15 protein-coding genes are annotated in these 13,990 nt (G+C 69.7%); 9 read left to right on the plus strand and 6 right to left on the minus strand.

Annotated features, from left to right (window positions below):
* Positions 1-13: 13 nt before the first annotated feature.
* The gene (locus ACXJKQ_RS10540; RefSeq protein WP_457105703.1) at positions 14-1,297 is read left to right on the plus strand and encodes a DNA topoisomerase IB; all 1,284 of its coding nucleotides are present in this window, start codon (positions 14-16) and stop codon (positions 1,295-1,297) included.
* A 35-nt stretch (positions 1,298-1,332) separates the two neighbouring features.
* Here the strand turns inward: ACXJKQ_RS10540 and ACXJKQ_RS10545 are convergent, their stop codons facing one another.
* Positions 1,333-2,019, minus strand: a complete 687-nt coding sequence (locus ACXJKQ_RS10545; protein ID WP_457105704.1) for a LuxR C-terminal-related transcriptional regulator — start codon at positions 2,017-2,019, stop codon at positions 1,333-1,335.
* A 212-nt stretch (positions 2,020-2,231) separates the two neighbouring features.
* Complete coding sequence (locus ACXJKQ_RS10550) at positions 2,232-3,128, minus strand: GGDEF domain-containing protein (RefSeq protein ID WP_457105705.1); 897 nt, start codon at positions 3,126-3,128, stop codon at positions 2,232-2,234.
* 73 nt (positions 3,129-3,201) lie between these two features.
* Here ACXJKQ_RS10550 and ACXJKQ_RS10555 point away from each other — a divergent pair, with 73 nt between their 5' ends.
* Positions 3,202-3,558 (plus strand): hypothetical protein, encoded by a 357-nt coding sequence (locus tag ACXJKQ_RS10555; RefSeq protein ID WP_457105706.1) that lies wholly within the window; start codon positions 3,202-3,204, stop codon positions 3,556-3,558.
* Here ACXJKQ_RS10555 and ACXJKQ_RS10560 read toward each other — a convergent pair.
* Together ACXJKQ_RS10560 and ACXJKQ_RS10565 are read right to left on the minus strand one after the other, a co-directional pair.
* Positions 3,530-3,922, minus strand: a complete 393-nt coding sequence (locus ACXJKQ_RS10560) for a hypothetical protein (RefSeq protein ID WP_457105707.1) — start codon at positions 3,920-3,922, stop codon at positions 3,530-3,532. The two genes, ACXJKQ_RS10555 and ACXJKQ_RS10560, sit on opposite strands and share 29 nt — an antisense overlap.
* A gap of 152 nt (positions 3,923-4,074) precedes the next feature.
* Complete coding sequence (locus ACXJKQ_RS10565; RefSeq protein WP_457105708.1) at positions 4,075-4,305, minus strand: hypothetical protein; 231 nt, start codon at positions 4,303-4,305, stop codon at positions 4,075-4,077.
* 231 nt (positions 4,306-4,536) lie between these two features.
* On the opposite strand from ACXJKQ_RS10565, the gene ruvB reads away from it, so the two are divergent.
* The 3 genes from ruvB (at position 4,537) to ybgC (ending at position 7,231) form a co-directional block, all read left to right on the plus strand.
* Entirely contained in the window at positions 4,537-5,592 is a 1,056-nt protein-coding gene (gene ruvB / locus ACXJKQ_RS10570) for a Holliday junction branch migration DNA helicase RuvB (RefSeq protein ID WP_457105709.1), read from the plus strand.
* Positions 5,593-5,959: 367 nt separating this feature from the next.
* Positions 5,960-6,685, plus strand: coding sequence for a DUF4142 domain-containing protein (locus ACXJKQ_RS10575; RefSeq protein WP_457105710.1), 726 nt, complete (start codon positions 5,960-5,962; stop codon positions 6,683-6,685).
* Positions 6,686-6,778: 93 nt separating this feature from the next.
* Complete coding sequence (gene ybgC / locus ACXJKQ_RS10580; protein ID WP_457105711.1) at positions 6,779-7,231, plus strand: tol-pal system-associated acyl-CoA thioesterase; 453 nt, start codon at positions 6,779-6,781, stop codon at positions 7,229-7,231.
* Between the two features lie 9 nt (positions 7,232-7,240).
* On the opposite strand, the gene ACXJKQ_RS10585 is transcribed toward ybgC, so the two are convergent.
* Positions 7,241-8,029 (minus strand): HpcH/HpaI aldolase family protein, encoded by a 789-nt coding sequence (locus tag ACXJKQ_RS10585; RefSeq protein WP_457105712.1) that lies wholly within the window; start codon positions 8,027-8,029, stop codon positions 7,241-7,243.
* Positions 8,030-8,336: 307 nt separating this feature from the next.
* Here ACXJKQ_RS10585 and tolQ point away from each other — a divergent pair, with 307 nt between their 5' ends.
* From tolQ to tolB, 4 genes are all read left to right on the plus strand, one after another.
* Complete coding sequence (gene tolQ / locus ACXJKQ_RS10590) at positions 8,337-9,053, plus strand: protein TolQ (protein ID WP_457105713.1); 717 nt, start codon at positions 8,337-8,339, stop codon at positions 9,051-9,053.
* A 24-nt stretch (positions 9,054-9,077) separates the two neighbouring features.
* Entirely contained in the window at positions 9,078-9,524 is a 447-nt protein-coding gene (locus tag ACXJKQ_RS10595) for an ExbD/TolR family protein (protein ID WP_244045393.1), read from the plus strand.
* 9 nt (positions 9,525-9,533) lie between these two features.
* A complete protein-coding gene (tolA, locus tag ACXJKQ_RS10600) occupies positions 9,534-10,850 on the plus strand; it encodes a cell envelope integrity protein TolA (RefSeq protein ID WP_457105714.1) in 1,317 nt (438 codons plus the stop codon).
* A gap of 66 nt (positions 10,851-10,916) precedes the next feature.
* Complete coding sequence (gene tolB, locus ACXJKQ_RS10605; protein ID WP_457105715.1) at positions 10,917-12,254, plus strand: Tol-Pal system beta propeller repeat protein TolB; 1,338 nt, start codon at positions 10,917-10,919, stop codon at positions 12,252-12,254.
* 483 nt (positions 12,255-12,737) lie between these two features.
* On the opposite strand, the gene ACXJKQ_RS10610 is transcribed toward tolB, so the two are convergent.
* Positions 12,738-13,970 carry an MFS transporter gene (locus tag ACXJKQ_RS10610; RefSeq protein ID WP_457105716.1) on the minus strand — a complete coding sequence of 411 codons (1,233 nt, stop codon included), beginning with the start codon at positions 13,968-13,970 and terminating at the stop codon, positions 12,738-12,740.
* Between the last annotated feature and the right edge of the window lie 20 nt (positions 13,971-13,990).

Genomic DNA, 13,990 nt, shown 5'->3' on the forward strand with positions numbered 1-13,990 from the left:
GGAGGGGCGGCGCATGGCGGGTGTCGAGACGGCGGAATGCGGTGGAGACCTCCGCTCGGCGGCGGCGGAGGCCGGTCTCGTCTACGTGGACGACGGCCGGCCGGGCCTGACGCGGCGACGCAGCGGCGCCGGCTTCCGCTACCTCGACGCGAAGGGCGTGCCGGTCCGCGACAAGGCGAAGCTCGCCCGCATCCGCGCCCTGGCGATCCCGCCGGCCTACACGGATGTCTGGATCTGCCCCCGCGGCAACGGCCACATCCAGGCCACCGGCCGGGATGCCAAGGGCCGCAAGCAGTACCGCTACCATCCGGATTTCCGGGAGGCGCGGGAGGCCAACAAGTTCTCGCGGATCATGGCCTTCGCGGACGCGCTGCCGGGCATCCGCCGACGGGTCGATGCCGACATGAAGCGGCCCGGCCTGCCCCGTGAGAAGGTCTTGGCCACCGTGGTCCACCTCCTCGAGACCACGCTGATCCGCGTCGGCAACGACGATTATGCGCGGACCAACAAGAGCTACGGCCTGACGACCCTGCGCGATCCCCATGTGCGGATCGCGGGTTCGGCCCTGTCGTTCCGGTTCAAGGGCAAGAGCGGCAAGATCTGGGACGTGTCGCTGAAGGACCGGCGCGTCGCCCGGATCGTGAAGGCCTGCCAGGACCTGCCCGGGCAGGAGCTGTTCCAGTACCTCGACCCGGACGGCACGCAGCGCGATGTCACCTCCTCGGACGTCAACGCATATCTGCGGGAGATCACCGGGGAAGACTTCACCGCCAAGGATTTCCGGACGTGGGCCGGCACGGTTCTGGCCGCGCTGGCGCTGCGCGAGTTCGAGAGCTTCGACAGCGAGGCGGGCGCCAAGCGCAACGTGCGCGCGGCCATCGAGAGCGTCGCCGGTCGCCTCGGCAACACGCCGACGATCTGCCGCAAGTGCTACATCCATCCCCAGATCCTCGACTGCTACCTGGAGGGCGGCCTGCTCCTCCAGGTGAAGGGCGCCGTCGAGTCGGAACTCAGCGAGGATCTCTCCAGCCTCCGGCCCGAGGAGGCGGCGGTGCTCGGGCTGCTGCAGGCGCGGCTGTCCGCTGCCGAGACCTCGGTGAAGGTCGGGGCGCCGGCCAAGCGAGCGGGCGCGCTCGGGCGGGGCGCGAAGGCGGCGCGGGGCAAGGCCGCCGCGCAGAGGGCGACGGGGTCAGTCAAGTCCGAGCCGTCTGCCAAGCCCAAGTCGTCTGCCAAGACCAAGCCGTCCGCGAAGGTCGCGCGCGAGTCGCGCGTCCGTAAGCGGGAAGCGGCCGCCTGACGGGGGCGGCCCCGCGGGGCCGCCCGGATTCCCGATCAATGGCGGGACTGGTTGTCGTTGCCGGGCGACCGGCTGTCGGTCCCACGCCGGACCTGTTCGCCGCCCTCGACGACGGGGGCGAGCCCGAGCTGGCGGGCGAGGGAGACCAGGTCCTTCAGGCGGCCGGTCTGGGTCTTGCGCCGCAGGTTGAGACGGTGGGTCTCCACCGTGCGGACGCTGAGCGCCAAGCGTCGCGCGACCTCCTTGTTGCTGAACCCGGAGCTGAGGAAACGCAGCACCTCCGCCTCCCGAGGCGTGAGCCCCAGGCTGTCCCCCGCCTCCGCGGGCAGCGCCACCGGCGGATCGGGCGGGACGAGACAATCGGAGCCCTCCGCCAGGGCCAGCAGCGCCGCGCCGAGGTCCCGCGGCGACTTCGAGCGCGCCACGAAGGCGTCGGCGCCCGCGGCCAGGAGGGCGCGGAGGTCGTCGGCCGTGAGGGCACCGAAGGCCACCAGCGTGCGGAGATTGGGCTGCCGCTCCTTCAGCCCGACGATCCGGGCAATCCCATCGGCCAGCCGGATCTCGTCGAGAAAGACCAGGGCGACGACGCTGCCGGCTTCGGCGTTATCCAGATCGGCCTCGCCGATCGTGTGGAACTCCGGCATGTGCTCCAGGGTAGCGCGAACGGTCGCGCTCAGATCCTCCGGCTCATCCAGGATCAGGACGCCAACGGCCGTACTCATGACCTCGCACCTCGCTCTCCCGGCTTGATACAAGCGACCGGGATCGAAGGCGAAGTTCCAAGATCCGTTCCAGTAACGGTTGACGAATATTAAGCTTTATATTGGCCGAATCGATGCCCTGAGACGGATATTCGGCGAACCGGTGCGCCGATCTGGGACGGCCGCGGGACGTTACTCCGCGGCCTGTCCCGATTTGGGTCGGCGACCCTGTCTCAGCCCGCGACAGCGCGTCCGCTCTCGCCCTGATGGGGAACCACCCGGTTCCGGCCGCCGCCCTTGGCCGCGTAGAGGGCGATATCCGCCCGCTTCACCAGGGCCTCGACGGTGTCGCCGTCGCTCCACGTGCTGACGCCGAAACTGCAGCTCAGCCGGATCGGACGGTGTGCGCCGCAGATCCGCAGGGCCTGGATGCCCGTCCTGAGTTGCTCGGCCCGCGCCACCGCCTCGGAAAGGGTGCAACCCGCCAAGATGATAGCGAATTCCTCGCCCCCGAGCCGTCCGGCGATCCCCACCTCGCCGATCACCTCGGCCACGGCCTTGATCGCCACGTCGCCGACATCGTGACCGTGCTCGTCGTTGATGCGCTTGAAATGATCGATGTCGAGCAGGATCGCCGAGACACCGCCACGGCTCCCGTCCTGCTCCACGGCGGTGCGCGCGCGATTGAAGAAGGCGCGCCGATTGTAGGAGCCGGTCAGCGGATCGGTCTCGGCAAGGCGGATCAGCTCCTCCTGGAGGGTGGTCAGGCGTTCGGCCACGCGCAGCCGCGCGTTCAGCTCCTCGGCGCTCGGCGGCTTCTCGATGAAGTCGTCGGCACCGCTGTCGAGCGCCTCGGCGAGACTGCGGACATTGCGGGCCGACGACATGGTGATGACGTGCAGCGGCCCGCGCGACTCGGCGAGGAGCCGTGCGGACCAGCAGAGTTCGAGCCCGCAGAGCGGCCGGACCTCCAGGCTCGTGATCAGCACCCGGACCTTCGGGGTCGCTGCCAGGAATGCGAGGGCCTCCTCGGAGTCGGTGAAGGCGTGCACCGCGTGGCCCCGGGGCTCGATCAGGGATGCGATGATCTTCAGAACGACGCGGCTCGAGTCGACGATGACGATCTGCATGGCGTGACCCGGAACCGATATACGCGGTGTACGCTGGAAGACTTAATCCAATTCCAACGGACGTGACCCCGGGATGAGCGTGGCCATTACCACTCCGGACCAGCGCTATATCGTTGTCCGGGGACGTCTGTGGCGTCGCGCTGATCCGACGCTGACGCAGGATCGGCGCGACGCGTTGGTCGCATGTCTGATGGCTGCGCGGCGGGCGGTGAAGGCGGCCAAGCAGGCCGAACGGGCGGGCGAAGCGGGGGCATCGGCGGCGCTGGCCGCCGCCAGGGCCGCGGTCGATGCGGCCAAGACCGCGCTCGGCGAGCGCGGCGCTGTCTGGTGGACGGACGGAGCGCCCGATCTCAATCGGCGTCTCGTCCGCAACACGCCCTACGCCGCATGGTTCGCCGACCTCAGCGCCGCGGAACCTGAACCGCGATGACACGCGCCCCCGCGGTGCGGTCTGCCTCGACACGACCTGCCCCGCGGCGGCCTCGCGGTTCCGTGGCGTTGATGACGGTGATGGTCGGCGGCGCGGACGGAGCGGCCGCGATGCCCGTCACTGTCGGGACGCCGTAGGTGCCGTAGCTCCAGGGCGCCGGCACGATCTGGGTCGGGCGCGGCACGCGGGTCAGCGGGGCGCCGATGTAGGTCCCGTTCACGAAGGGGCCTGCGAAACCCTGCCCTTCGCCGTAGCCTTGGACGTAGGAAACCGGAGCATAGGGTTCGCCGCCGCGGTAGGTCTGCGCCGAAGCCGGCGCTGCCACAGCGAGGGCGAGCATCGCGGGAATCATCCGGTTCGCCATGGGGCCGGCTCCGAGGAAGGGGCGGCGCAAAAGGTTCGCGCCGCATGCTGAGCAACCGAACGGATCATTCACCGTTCCCTGCCTCCGGACGCGGAGAGTGCGTAACGATCCGCGCCAGATCCGCGGGATCCAGCCTCCGGAGGTCGCCGCGGTCACCGGCAGGTGGTGATCCGTCGGACCACCCAGCCCTCCCCCTCGATCCACAGGCGGCGGCGGGCGCGGCTGCATGTGGGGTCGTCGTCCCGCTCCACGGTCGCGGCGTGAACCTGGGGCGTAACCTCCGCGACCTTGGTTTCGGTGGCGCCGTTGGCGGCCTGCGCCGCGACCGAGGCGAGGAGAAAGGCTACGCCGGCCGCGCCGGCGGCAATCGTACGGATCATCATGGTGGGGCGATGCACTCTACGGCCGTGATTTCGGGATCGCTCCAGGAATGCACAGGCTGCCGTTTCGGTTTCATCGGCGTTGCACGGTGCGGCCGCCCCGTCATGGGCCGCCGCGCTTAGACTTCCGGGCGTTCGCGGGTAAGGAAGAACAAAACCGGACGCGCCCGCGCCCCGACGTCCTGCGAGGCCTCCGCGCGGTGCCGCGAGGTTCGGTCCACGAAGCCAGGGTCCATGAGCAAGCCGAAGCCCCCGACCAACGCGATGCTGACGCCGGAGAAGCGTGCCGAGGACGTGGATCAGACGATCCGTCCACTGAGCCTGTCCGAGTTCATCGGCCAGCGGGCTGCGCGGGCGAACATGCAGATCTTCATCGAGGCGGCGCGCAAGACCGGTCAGGCGCTGGACCACGTGCTGTTCGTCGGCCCGCCGGGCCTGGGCAAGACGACGCTCGCCCAGATCGTGGCGCGCGAATTGGGCGTGAACTTCCGGTCGACGTCAGGCCCGGTCATCGCCAAGGCCGGAGACCTCGCCGCGCAGCTCACCAACCTGGAAGAGCGCGATGTGCTGTTCATCGACGAGATCCACCGGCTCAACCCGGCGGTGGAGGAAATCCTCTACCCGGCCATGGAGGATTACCAGCTCGACCTGATCATCGGCGAAGGCCCGGCGGCGCGGTCCGTCAAGATCGAGCTGCCGAAGTTCACGCTGGTGGGCGCGACCACCCGGGCGGGACTTCTGACCACGCCCTTGCGCGACCGCTTCGGGATCCCGATCCGTCTGGAATTCTACGAGATCGACGAGCTGGAGCAGATCGTGGCGCGCGGCGCGCGGGTCCTTGGCATCGAAATGTCGGCCGAGGGCGCCAACGAGATCGCCCGGCGGGCGCGGGGGACGCCGCGGATCGCGGGGCGGCTGCTGCGGCGCGTGCGGGACTTCGCCGTCGTGGCGGAGGCCGAGACGGTGACGCGGTCGATTGCCGACCGGGCGCTGCAACTGCTCGACGTGGACGGGGCGGGCCTCGACGTGATGGACCGCAAGTACCTGAGTCTGATCGCGCGCTCGTTCGGGGGCGGACCCGTCGGGATCGAGACGATCGGGGCGGCCCTATCGGAGCCGCGCGACGCGATCGAGGACATCATCGAGCCCTACCTGATCCAGCGGGGCTTCGTGCAGCGCACACCGCGTGGCCGCGTCCTCACCCGCCACGCCTATCGCCACATGGGCTTGCCCGAGCCGCGACGGGAGACCCCCGGGCAGTTCGGGTTCTTCGGAAACGAGGAGCCGTAAGGCCGCCGATCTGCGACCCATGCACGGTGTTCGGGCCAGCGTTTCGCTCGCCTCATGGGAGTTTTCCGCGTCGCGCGCTGCCGCGATCCCGGTCCTTGTGCGCTGCTGCATGAACAAGTCTATGCTGCGCAATCGCTTTCCCGGATGGGCGCGCACAGTATTGCCAAGCTTGGCCCCGGCGGAATTCGATGATCTGCGGAAAAAAATCGACTCTCTGTGATGGAACAGCGCTCTGAGGCGCCTGTTGTGGAGGCAACCGCGCCTGAATTTGGAAGGCGGCGGCAAGACTGTCGGGGCCGAGGCCCTGTCTCTCGGATTGCGACAGATCTTTTTGCTTTAAAAATAACGTCAGGGATAAACTTCAGCCATGAAGACAATTACGCTCGCCGTGCTCGGCCTGTCCCTCGCCGCGCTCACCGCGCCGGCCTTCGCGCAGGACGCCCTGCCGATCCGCGTTCTCCCCTTCGCCAACCAGGATGGCGTCGGCGCCGCAGCGACCGAGACGCCCGCCTTCCGGGCCGAGGCGCTGCGTTCGGATGCCGCCAGCATCGAGGCGAGCCGCATCGCCCTTCAGCGGTCGCGGAACCCGCGGGTCCGCAACTATGCGAACCGCGTCCTCGTCGAGCGGAAGGCGACCACCGATGCGCTGCTCCCGCCGAACACCTCGCTGTCGCGTAACGGCTCGGTGGTGTCCGACAATCAGGGCATCCGCACCGACCTGAGCAACCCGGTCGGCCTGGTCCTCGCCCCGGTCACGGTGGCGGCCAGCATCGGCACCGGCATCGTCGGCGGCGCCCTCGGCGCGGTCGGCCTCGTGGACAACAACCCGACCGAGCCGGGCCGCCGCGTGGCCCTTGGCGAGCGCGGTCAGGCGCGCCTCGCCCAGCTTCAGTCCGCCCCGAACGGCCGTTCGTTCGACCGGACGTACATCGACCAGCAGGCGCGTTCGGACGCCCGGACCCTGGCGCTGTACGATGCCTACGCCAAGTCCGGCGACAACGCCCGGGGCCGTCAGTTCGCGAACGAAGCCCTGCCTTACATCGCCGATGAGCACGCCCATTCGGCGAGCCTCGCCGCCCGCATCGGCGGCTGAGCTGCACCGAAGCGTCTGATCTGGCCGAGGGCCGCCTGCAAGGGCGGCCCTCATCCTGTTGCGCCATCACGACCTGCGTCGCTAAAGGGGCGCATGCGCGCGATCGAGGCCGAGGCCGAACAGACCCGGGAGAGCGGCGGGACGCCGCATCGTCTCCCTGTGCGGGTCTACTACGAGGACACCGATTTCTCGGGCTACGTCTACCATGCGAGCTACCTGCGCTTCCTCGAGCGGGGGCGCACGGAACTGCTGCGCGAGTTGGCCGGCGACCAGTCGGATCTGCACCGCGAGGCCAGGGGGCTGGTCTTCGTGGTCCGGCGCATGAGCCTCGATTTCCTCCGGCCGGCCCAGATGGACGACCTTCTGACGATCGAGACCCGCACCCGCGCGCTGCGGGGGGCCTCGATGCATCTCGCCCAGGCGGTTCGAAGGGCCGACGCGCTGCTGGTCGCCGCGGAGGTCACTGTCGCCTGCGTGCGCGACGGTCGGGCCGTCCGCCTGCCGGAGACACTCCGGCAGCGTCTTGCTCCGGGTGACGCCGCCTAGGCCGTCACCTCAATCCGCCCGGGACGGGTCGGCTTCGCGCAGGACGCGGGCGAAGGCGTTCACGATGGTCATCGCATCGTATTCAATCGAGACCAGCTGATAGCCCATCCCGACCATCTCCCGCGCCCGGGCCGGCGACGGAGCGAAGGCGCACGGAATCTTGCCGGCAGCCCTGGTCTGGCGCGCGATCTCGCTGAGCGCCGCCGTGACCGCCGATCCAAACGGATCGATGACCGTTCCCTTCGACAGGGCAATCGACAGGTCCGCCGGGCCGACCAGGATTCCGTCGATGCCCGGCACGGCGAGGATCGCCTCGAGATCGGCGATCCCCGCCTCGGTCTCGCACATGGCGATCGTGAGGGCGCGGTCGTTGGCACCCGCGAGGTAGTCGGATCCGTTCCGGAGGCCCGACAGCCACATGGCCCGGTCCGGACCCCAGCTCCGTTCCCCGACGGGCGGGAACTTCGCTGCGGCGGCGAAGGCCCGTGCGTCCGCCACGGTGTTGATCATCGGCGCCACCACGCCGGCGGCACCCGCGTCGAGCATCCGCGAGACCATGGCGAAATCGCCGACGGGCACGCGCACCAGGGTCGACTTCCCGGCGAGCGCCACCTCGGTGATCGATGCGCAGCAGGAGCGGTAATCGTGGCCGCCGTGCTGCTGGTCCAGCAGCACGGCGTCGAAGCCGGCGCGGGCCAGGGCGCCGACCACCATCGGATCCGCGATCATGGACCAGCCCAGGAACCGTGCCGGGCCGGTGGGCAGCAGATCGGGCAGGCTGGGAACGGGAAGGGTCATGCACGTCCTGCACATCTCGGCGCTCGCGACTCCGCGGCGCAGGCCGGAACCATAACGGAGGCTCTTTCGGCCGGTCCAGTCCGCCGCCCCGATTCGGACGGAGGGACGCCTCAGGATCGCCCGGATCGAAACCGATCCTTAACCCTGTCGCGCCCTTAACGGCGTCGGCGCGGTGGCGTGGAGCCCAGGGCGAAGGCGGCCCTTACTTTCGACAGATTCGCAGGCGACAGCGTTGATATCGCTCACGGATCCGGCGAACGCGGGCTTCGCCCGGCGCATCGCGATCCGGAGCAGGAGATCTCGACAGATGAACCCAGCCGACGCGATGCAGGTTGCGCCTGTCGCCGACATGACGCTGCTCGGTCTGTTCCTGCAGGCCCACTTCGTCGTGAAGATCGTGATGATCGGGCTGCTCAGCGCCTCCATCTGGTGCTGGTCGATCATCGTCGACAAGACCCTGCTGTTCCGGCGCACCAAGGCCGAGATGGACGCGTTCGAGGACGCGTTCTGGTCCGGCCGTTCCCTGGAGGAGCTGTTCCGCTCGTTCAACGACCGCCCGGCCACCGGGCTGGCCGCCGTCTTCGTCGCCGCCATGCGCGAGTGGAAGCGGAGCTTCGAGGGCTCGGGGCGGCAGATCCAGTCCCTGTCGCAGCGCATCGAGAAGCAACTCGACGTCACCATCCACCGCGAGGTCGAGCGGCTGGAATCGCGTCTCCTGTTCCTGGCCTCCATCGGTTCGGCCGGCCCCTATATCGGCCTGTTCGGCACGGTCTGGGGCATTATGACCGCGTTCACCTCGATCGCCGCCTCCAAGAACACGTCGCTGGCCGTCGTCGCCCCCGGCATCGCCGAGGCGCTGTTCGCCACGGCCATCGGCCTGTTCGCGGCGATCCCGGCGGTGCTGGCCTACAACAAGCTCCAGGCCGAGGTCACCAAGGCGCAGTCGCGGCTCGAGGGCTTCGCCGACGAGTTCTCCGCCATCCTCTCCCGCCAGATCGACGAGCGGCTGCCGCTCGCCGCCTGAGGCCGATCCAGAGGAGACCGACCCATGGGTATGGCAGCAGGCGCATCGCAGGGCGGCAAGCGCCGCCGGCGCCGGAGCCGCCGCGGCGGCCCCATCAATGAGATCAACATGACGCCGTTCATCGACGTCGTGCTGGTGCTGCTGATCATCTTCATGGTCGCGGCGCCGATGATGACCGTCGGCGTGCCCCTCGACCTGCCGCAGTCGAAGGCCTCGCCGCTCAATTCCGACGTGAAGCCGATCACCCTGTCGATCCGCCAGACCGGCCAGATCTTCCTCGGCGAGGACGAATTGACCGACGACACGATCGTGCCGAAGCTCATGGAAACCGCCAAGACCGGAACCGAGGAGCGCGTCTTCGTGCGCGGCGACAAGCGGGTCGATTACGGCCGCGTGGCGCAGGTGATGGCGATCGTGACGGGCGGCGGCTTCAAGAAGGTCGCCCTCGTCACCGAACCCGAGCATCAGTAGGGCCGCGCCGTGGAGTTCCGCTTCGACCGCAGGGAACCGGGTGTCTGGATCTCCGCCGGCACCCATGTGGCGCTCCTCGCGCTGGCGCTGGTCAGCGTCGCGGCCCCGGCCCTGCCGGAGGCTCAGGAGGGCGTACCCGTCGAGGTGATTACCGAGAACCAGTTCTCCGAGATCACCAAGGGCGAGCGGCAGGCCGACAAGCCGATGCCGAACGCGACCTCGCGGGCCGATCGACAGGCGGAGAAGTTCGAGGATCGCGAGCCCGAGAACGCCAAGACCGACGCACCCACCGCACCCACCCGCACGGCCGACATGAAGCTCGCCGCCGCGGAGGAGATGCCGCTCCGCGGCGAGCCGGATCCGCAGGAGGCCGCTCAGGCCGCCAAGGCGGCGCAGGAGAAGCGCGACGCCGAGAAGGCGGCCGCCAAGGCCGCGGAAAAGGCCGCCGCCGAGAAGGCGGCAGCCGACAAGGCCGCAAAGGCGGAGGCGAAGGCCAAGTCCGAGGCGGCCGCCGCCAAGGCGGAAGCCGAGAAGCGCGAACAGCTGGAGAAGCTGATCGAGAAGCAGGAGGCCGAGGCCGAGGCTGCCGCTCAGAAGGCTGCCGCCGCGAAGGCCAAGGCCGAGGCCGCCGCCAAGGCGGAGGCGGCCAAAGAAGCCGCCAAGGAAGCCGCCAAGAAGGCCGCGGACGCCAAGGCGAAGGCCGAGGCGGAGGCCGAGCGCCAGAAAGAAATTGCCGAGGCGAAGGCCGAGGCGGAGCGCGAGAAGGCCGAGGCCGCCGCGAAGGCCAAGGCGGAGGCCGCCGCCAAGGCGAAGTCCAAGGCGATGGCGGATGCGAAGGCCAAGGCCGACGCCGAGGCCAAGGCGCGCAAGCAGGCCGAACTCGCCGAGAAGTTCAACGCGGGCGACATCCGCTCCATGCTGGCCTCGAAAGCGCCGTCGCAATCGACCGGCGCCACCGGCCACACGGTGCAGAAGGTGGCGGCGCTGGGCGCAGCGACCGGCACCGCGCAGCGCCTGTCGCCGTCGCTGCGCGACGCCCTGGTCGGCCTGCTCCAGCAGCAGATCGAGCGCTGCTATTCCGCACCCCCCGGGGCGGCGCAGGGCGTGGTCCTGCCGGTGCTCGACATCCGCCTGAATCCGAACGGCTCTCTGAGCACCGAGCCGCGGATCATGCGCGGCGGGGCGAGCGCGGTGGACCAGTCGATCGCACAAGCCGCGCTCCGGGCGGTCCGCCGCTGCGCGCCGTACAACATTCCGGCCACCTACGCGCCGTACTACAATGACTGGAAGGCCATCAACGCGGAGTTCGAGTTCACGGCGACCTGAGGTCTTCCAGCCCCTGTCCCGCCGTCCCCGCGTCCCTGTCTGATCGACACTCGGATCCGACCCATCATGCTGCACCTCTCCTCCGTCGGGCGCCAGCCGGCGTCCTATGCCGCGCGCCTGATCGCGCTTCTCGTGATGCTGACGGGCTTCCTCGCCGGGCCGGCCCAGGCGCAGCTGCAGCTGCGCATCGGCGGCGGCAACTTCCAGCCCCTGCCCATCGCCATCGCGGATTTCGGTGGCGACCCGAGCCTTGGCGGCCTCGTCTCCGGCGTGGTCACCAACAACCTGCGCCGCTCGGGCTACTTCACACCCCTCGACCACGCCCGCTTCCCCGAGCAGCCGGCCTTCGACGCGGCGCCGAACTTCGAGAAGTGGCGCGCCACCGGCGTCCAGGGTCTCGTCACCGGCCGCGTCGTCCGGGAGGGCGGACGTCTCAAGGTCGAGTTCCGGCTCTGGGACGTCACCTCGGGCCAGCAGATGGCCGGCCAGCAATACGGCACCGACGCCGCCAACGCCCGACGCACCGGCCACCTGATCTCCGACGCCGTCTACACCAAGATCACCGGCCTCGGGCCGTGGTTCGACAGCCGGATCGCCTTCGTGGACGAGACCGGCCCGAAGGAGAACCGGCGCAAGCGCCTCATGGTTATGGATCAGGACGGCGCCAACGTCCGAGCGATCACCACCGGGGAGATGTCGGTCGTGGCACCGCGCTACTCGCCGGCCACGCAGGACATCGCCTTCATGGCGCAGGCCACCGGCCACCAGCCGCGCGTGCAGATGATCAACCTGGAGACCGGCTCCCGCCAGGCGCTCGGCAACGTCGATTCGATGAGCGCGAGCCCGCGCTTCTCGCCGGACGGCCGCAAGATCGTGATGAGCGTCCAGCAGGGCGGCAACGCCGATATCGTGACGATGGACCTCGCCTCGAAGGCCCAGCGCTCGATCACCAACGGCATGGCGATCGACACCTCGCCGACCTACTCGCCGGACGGATCGCAGATCGCCTTCGAGTCCGACCGCGGCGGCTCGCAACAGGTCTACGTGATGGGGGCGGATGGCTCGAACCCGCACCGGATCACCTTCGGAGCGGGCTCGGCCTCGCAGCCGGCCTTCTCTCCTCGCGGCGACCTGATCGCCTATACCCGCCAGCGCAACGGCGGCTTCGCGATCTGCGTGTCGAAGCCCGACGGGTCCGGCGAGCGCGTCCTCACCGAGGGCTTCCACAACGAGGGGCCGACCTTCGCGCCGAATGGCCAGTACGTGCTGTTCTTCCGCGATCCCGGCGGCCAGGGCGGCGGCAAGCTGTTCATGGTCGACATCACCGGAAAGGTGGAGCAACCGGTCCCGACCCCCGCCTACGCGTCGGACCCGACCTGGTCGCCGCTGCTGGCCGGGCGCTGACAGCGTCGCGGAGCCCGGCTCACCGTCGGGCTCCAAAGCCGTTCCCGATCGTGTCGCAACGGTTTGGAAGGACGGCGATTCCGGTCGAGACAGCCGCGCCTTGCCCCCTCTCCCGTGCGGGAGAGGGTTGGGGTGAGGGACGAGAGGGTACAGGATTGAGCACGCCGCCAACGCGCGGTCAGAGCGAGCCTGATCCGGAAGCCGCACAGCCCTCACCCTGTCCCTCTCCCGCACGGGAGAGGGGACCCGCGCCTCGTTCGGCGTGGTTTCGGCGATCGCCTCCCCTCCCAACCCGATCGGGGACGGCTTATGAGCCGCGTCCGTGTCGCGCGCCGGTGCGCGGCACATGACACCCGGCGACCGAGAAGAAAATGCCTCGACTCTGGGCTAGGGGAACGCCGGGCGTTACGGCCGGGCTCGCGGGACGCCGTTTGACGCGCGGTCATCTGAGACTCGTCACGTCCGGAATTGCGTGACGGCGCGCTATCCGTTCACCATCAGCCGGTCGCGCGCCTTGAGGGCCGGGAACAGCCGACCCCAGAGCAGCGCCACGCCGATCGTCGCGCCGCCGCCGACCACCACCGCCGGAACCGCTCCGATCGCTGCGGCCAGCAGACCCGACTCGAACTCGCCGAGTTCGTTCGAGGCGCCGATGAACACCGTGTTCACCGCCGAGACCCGCCCGCGCATGGCGTCCGGCGTCTCGCCCTGCACGAAGGTCTGGCGCACGTAGACCGAGATCATGTCGGCGGCGCCGGTGACGAACAGGCAGGCCATCGACAGCGGAAGCGACGTCGAGAGCCCGAAGGCGACCGTGGCGGCGCCGAACACCGCGGCGGCCCTCAGCATGCGCAGTCCGGCATGGCGCCGCAGCGGCCGGTTTGCCAGCAGCACCGCCATGGTGACCGCACCGAACGCCGGCATGCTCCGGAGCGCCCCGAGGCCGAGGGGCCCGACATGAAGGACCTCTCCCGCATAGATCGGAAGCAAGGCCGTCGCACCGCCGAGCAGGACCGTGAACAGATCGAGGCTGATCGCCCCGAGCACCACGGGCTGCGAGCGGATATAGTCGATGCCCGCCGAGAGCGCCGCCYAGGTAATCGGCGGCCGCTCGCTCATCGGCGCCGGGCGGAAGCGGATCAGCAGGGTCAGAAGGCTCGCCACGGCGAAGCTGCCCCCTGCCCCGCCGAACACCACGGCCGGCCCCAGGGCGTAGAGGAAGCCGCCGAGCGCCGGTCCCATCACGGAGGCGCTCTGCCAGAGGGAGGCGTTCCACGCGATGGCCGCGCTGAATTGCTGGCCAGGCACCAGGGTCGGTAGCAGCGCCTGGAGCGCCGGGTTGGCGAAGGCCCGGGCCGTGCCCACCACGATGACGAGCGCGTAGATCGGCCAAACCGAGTCCACCCCCGACAGCGCGCAGGCGAGGAGGCCGAAGCTCGCCAGGCTCTGGAGGGCGAAGGCCGCGGCGCCGACGAGGCGCCGGTCGTAGGCATCCGCCACGTGGCCGGTGATCAGCGCGCAGAGCACCGCCGGCAGGAACCCGGCGAGGCCCACGAGGCCCAGCGCCAGGGCGGAGTGGGTCAGATCGTAGACGAACCAGCCGATCGCCACCGCCTGCATCTGATAGGCCAGACCGGTAAGAAAGCGGGCCGAGCCGAACAGGCGGAAGTCGCCGATGCCGAAGACGGCCCAGCCGGAACGATCATGCGCGGACATGCCCCCTGCTGCGCGGGACC

The sequence above is a fragment of the Methylobacterium sp. P5_C11 genome, assembly GCF_054049775.1.

Excerpts from the sequence above, each read along its gene's own strand:
- ACXJKQ_RS10565 (WP_457105708.1), bottom strand. The coding sequence starts at position 4,305 with ATGATGATCCGTACGATTGCCGCCGGCGCGGCCGGCGTAGCCTTTCTC.
- ACXJKQ_RS10555 (WP_457105706.1), top strand. The coding sequence starts at position 3,202 with ATGAGCGTGGCCATTACCACTCCGGACCAGCGCTATATCGTTGTCCGG.
- ybgC (WP_457105711.1), top strand. The coding sequence starts at position 6,779 with ATGCGCGCGATCGAGGCCGAGGCCGAACAGACCCGGGAGAGCGGCGGG.
- ACXJKQ_RS10545 (WP_457105704.1), bottom strand. The coding sequence starts at position 2,019 with ATGAGTACGGCCGTTGGCGTCCTGATCCTGGATGAGCCGGAGGATCTG.
- ACXJKQ_RS10585 (WP_457105712.1), bottom strand. The coding sequence starts at position 8,029 with ATGACCCTTCCCGTTCCCAGCCTGCCCGATCTGCTGCCCACCGGCCCG.
- ruvB (WP_457105709.1), top strand. The coding sequence starts at position 4,537 with ATGAGCAAGCCGAAGCCCCCGACCAACGCGATGCTGACGCCGGAGAAG.
- ACXJKQ_RS10550 (WP_457105705.1), bottom strand. The coding sequence starts at position 3,128 with ATGCAGATCGTCATCGTCGACTCGAGCCGCGTCGTTCTGAAGATCATC.
- tolB (WP_457105715.1), top strand. The coding sequence starts at position 10,917 with ATGCTGCACCTCTCCTCCGTCGGGCGCCAGCCGGCGTCCTATGCCGCG.
- ACXJKQ_RS10575 (WP_457105710.1), top strand. The coding sequence starts at position 5,960 with ATGAAGACAATTACGCTCGCCGTGCTCGGCCTGTCCCTCGCCGCGCTC.
- ACXJKQ_RS10540 (WP_457105703.1), top strand. The coding sequence starts at position 14 with ATGGCGGGTGTCGAGACGGCGGAATGCGGTGGAGACCTCCGCTCGGCG.
- ACXJKQ_RS10595 (WP_244045393.1), top strand. The coding sequence starts at position 9,078 with ATGGGTATGGCAGCAGGCGCATCGCAGGGCGGCAAGCGCCGCCGGCGC.
- ACXJKQ_RS10560 (WP_457105707.1), bottom strand. The coding sequence starts at position 3,922 with ATGGCGAACCGGATGATTCCCGCGATGCTCGCCCTCGCTGTGGCAGCG.
- tolQ (WP_457105713.1), top strand. The coding sequence starts at position 8,337 with ATGAACCCAGCCGACGCGATGCAGGTTGCGCCTGTCGCCGACATGACG.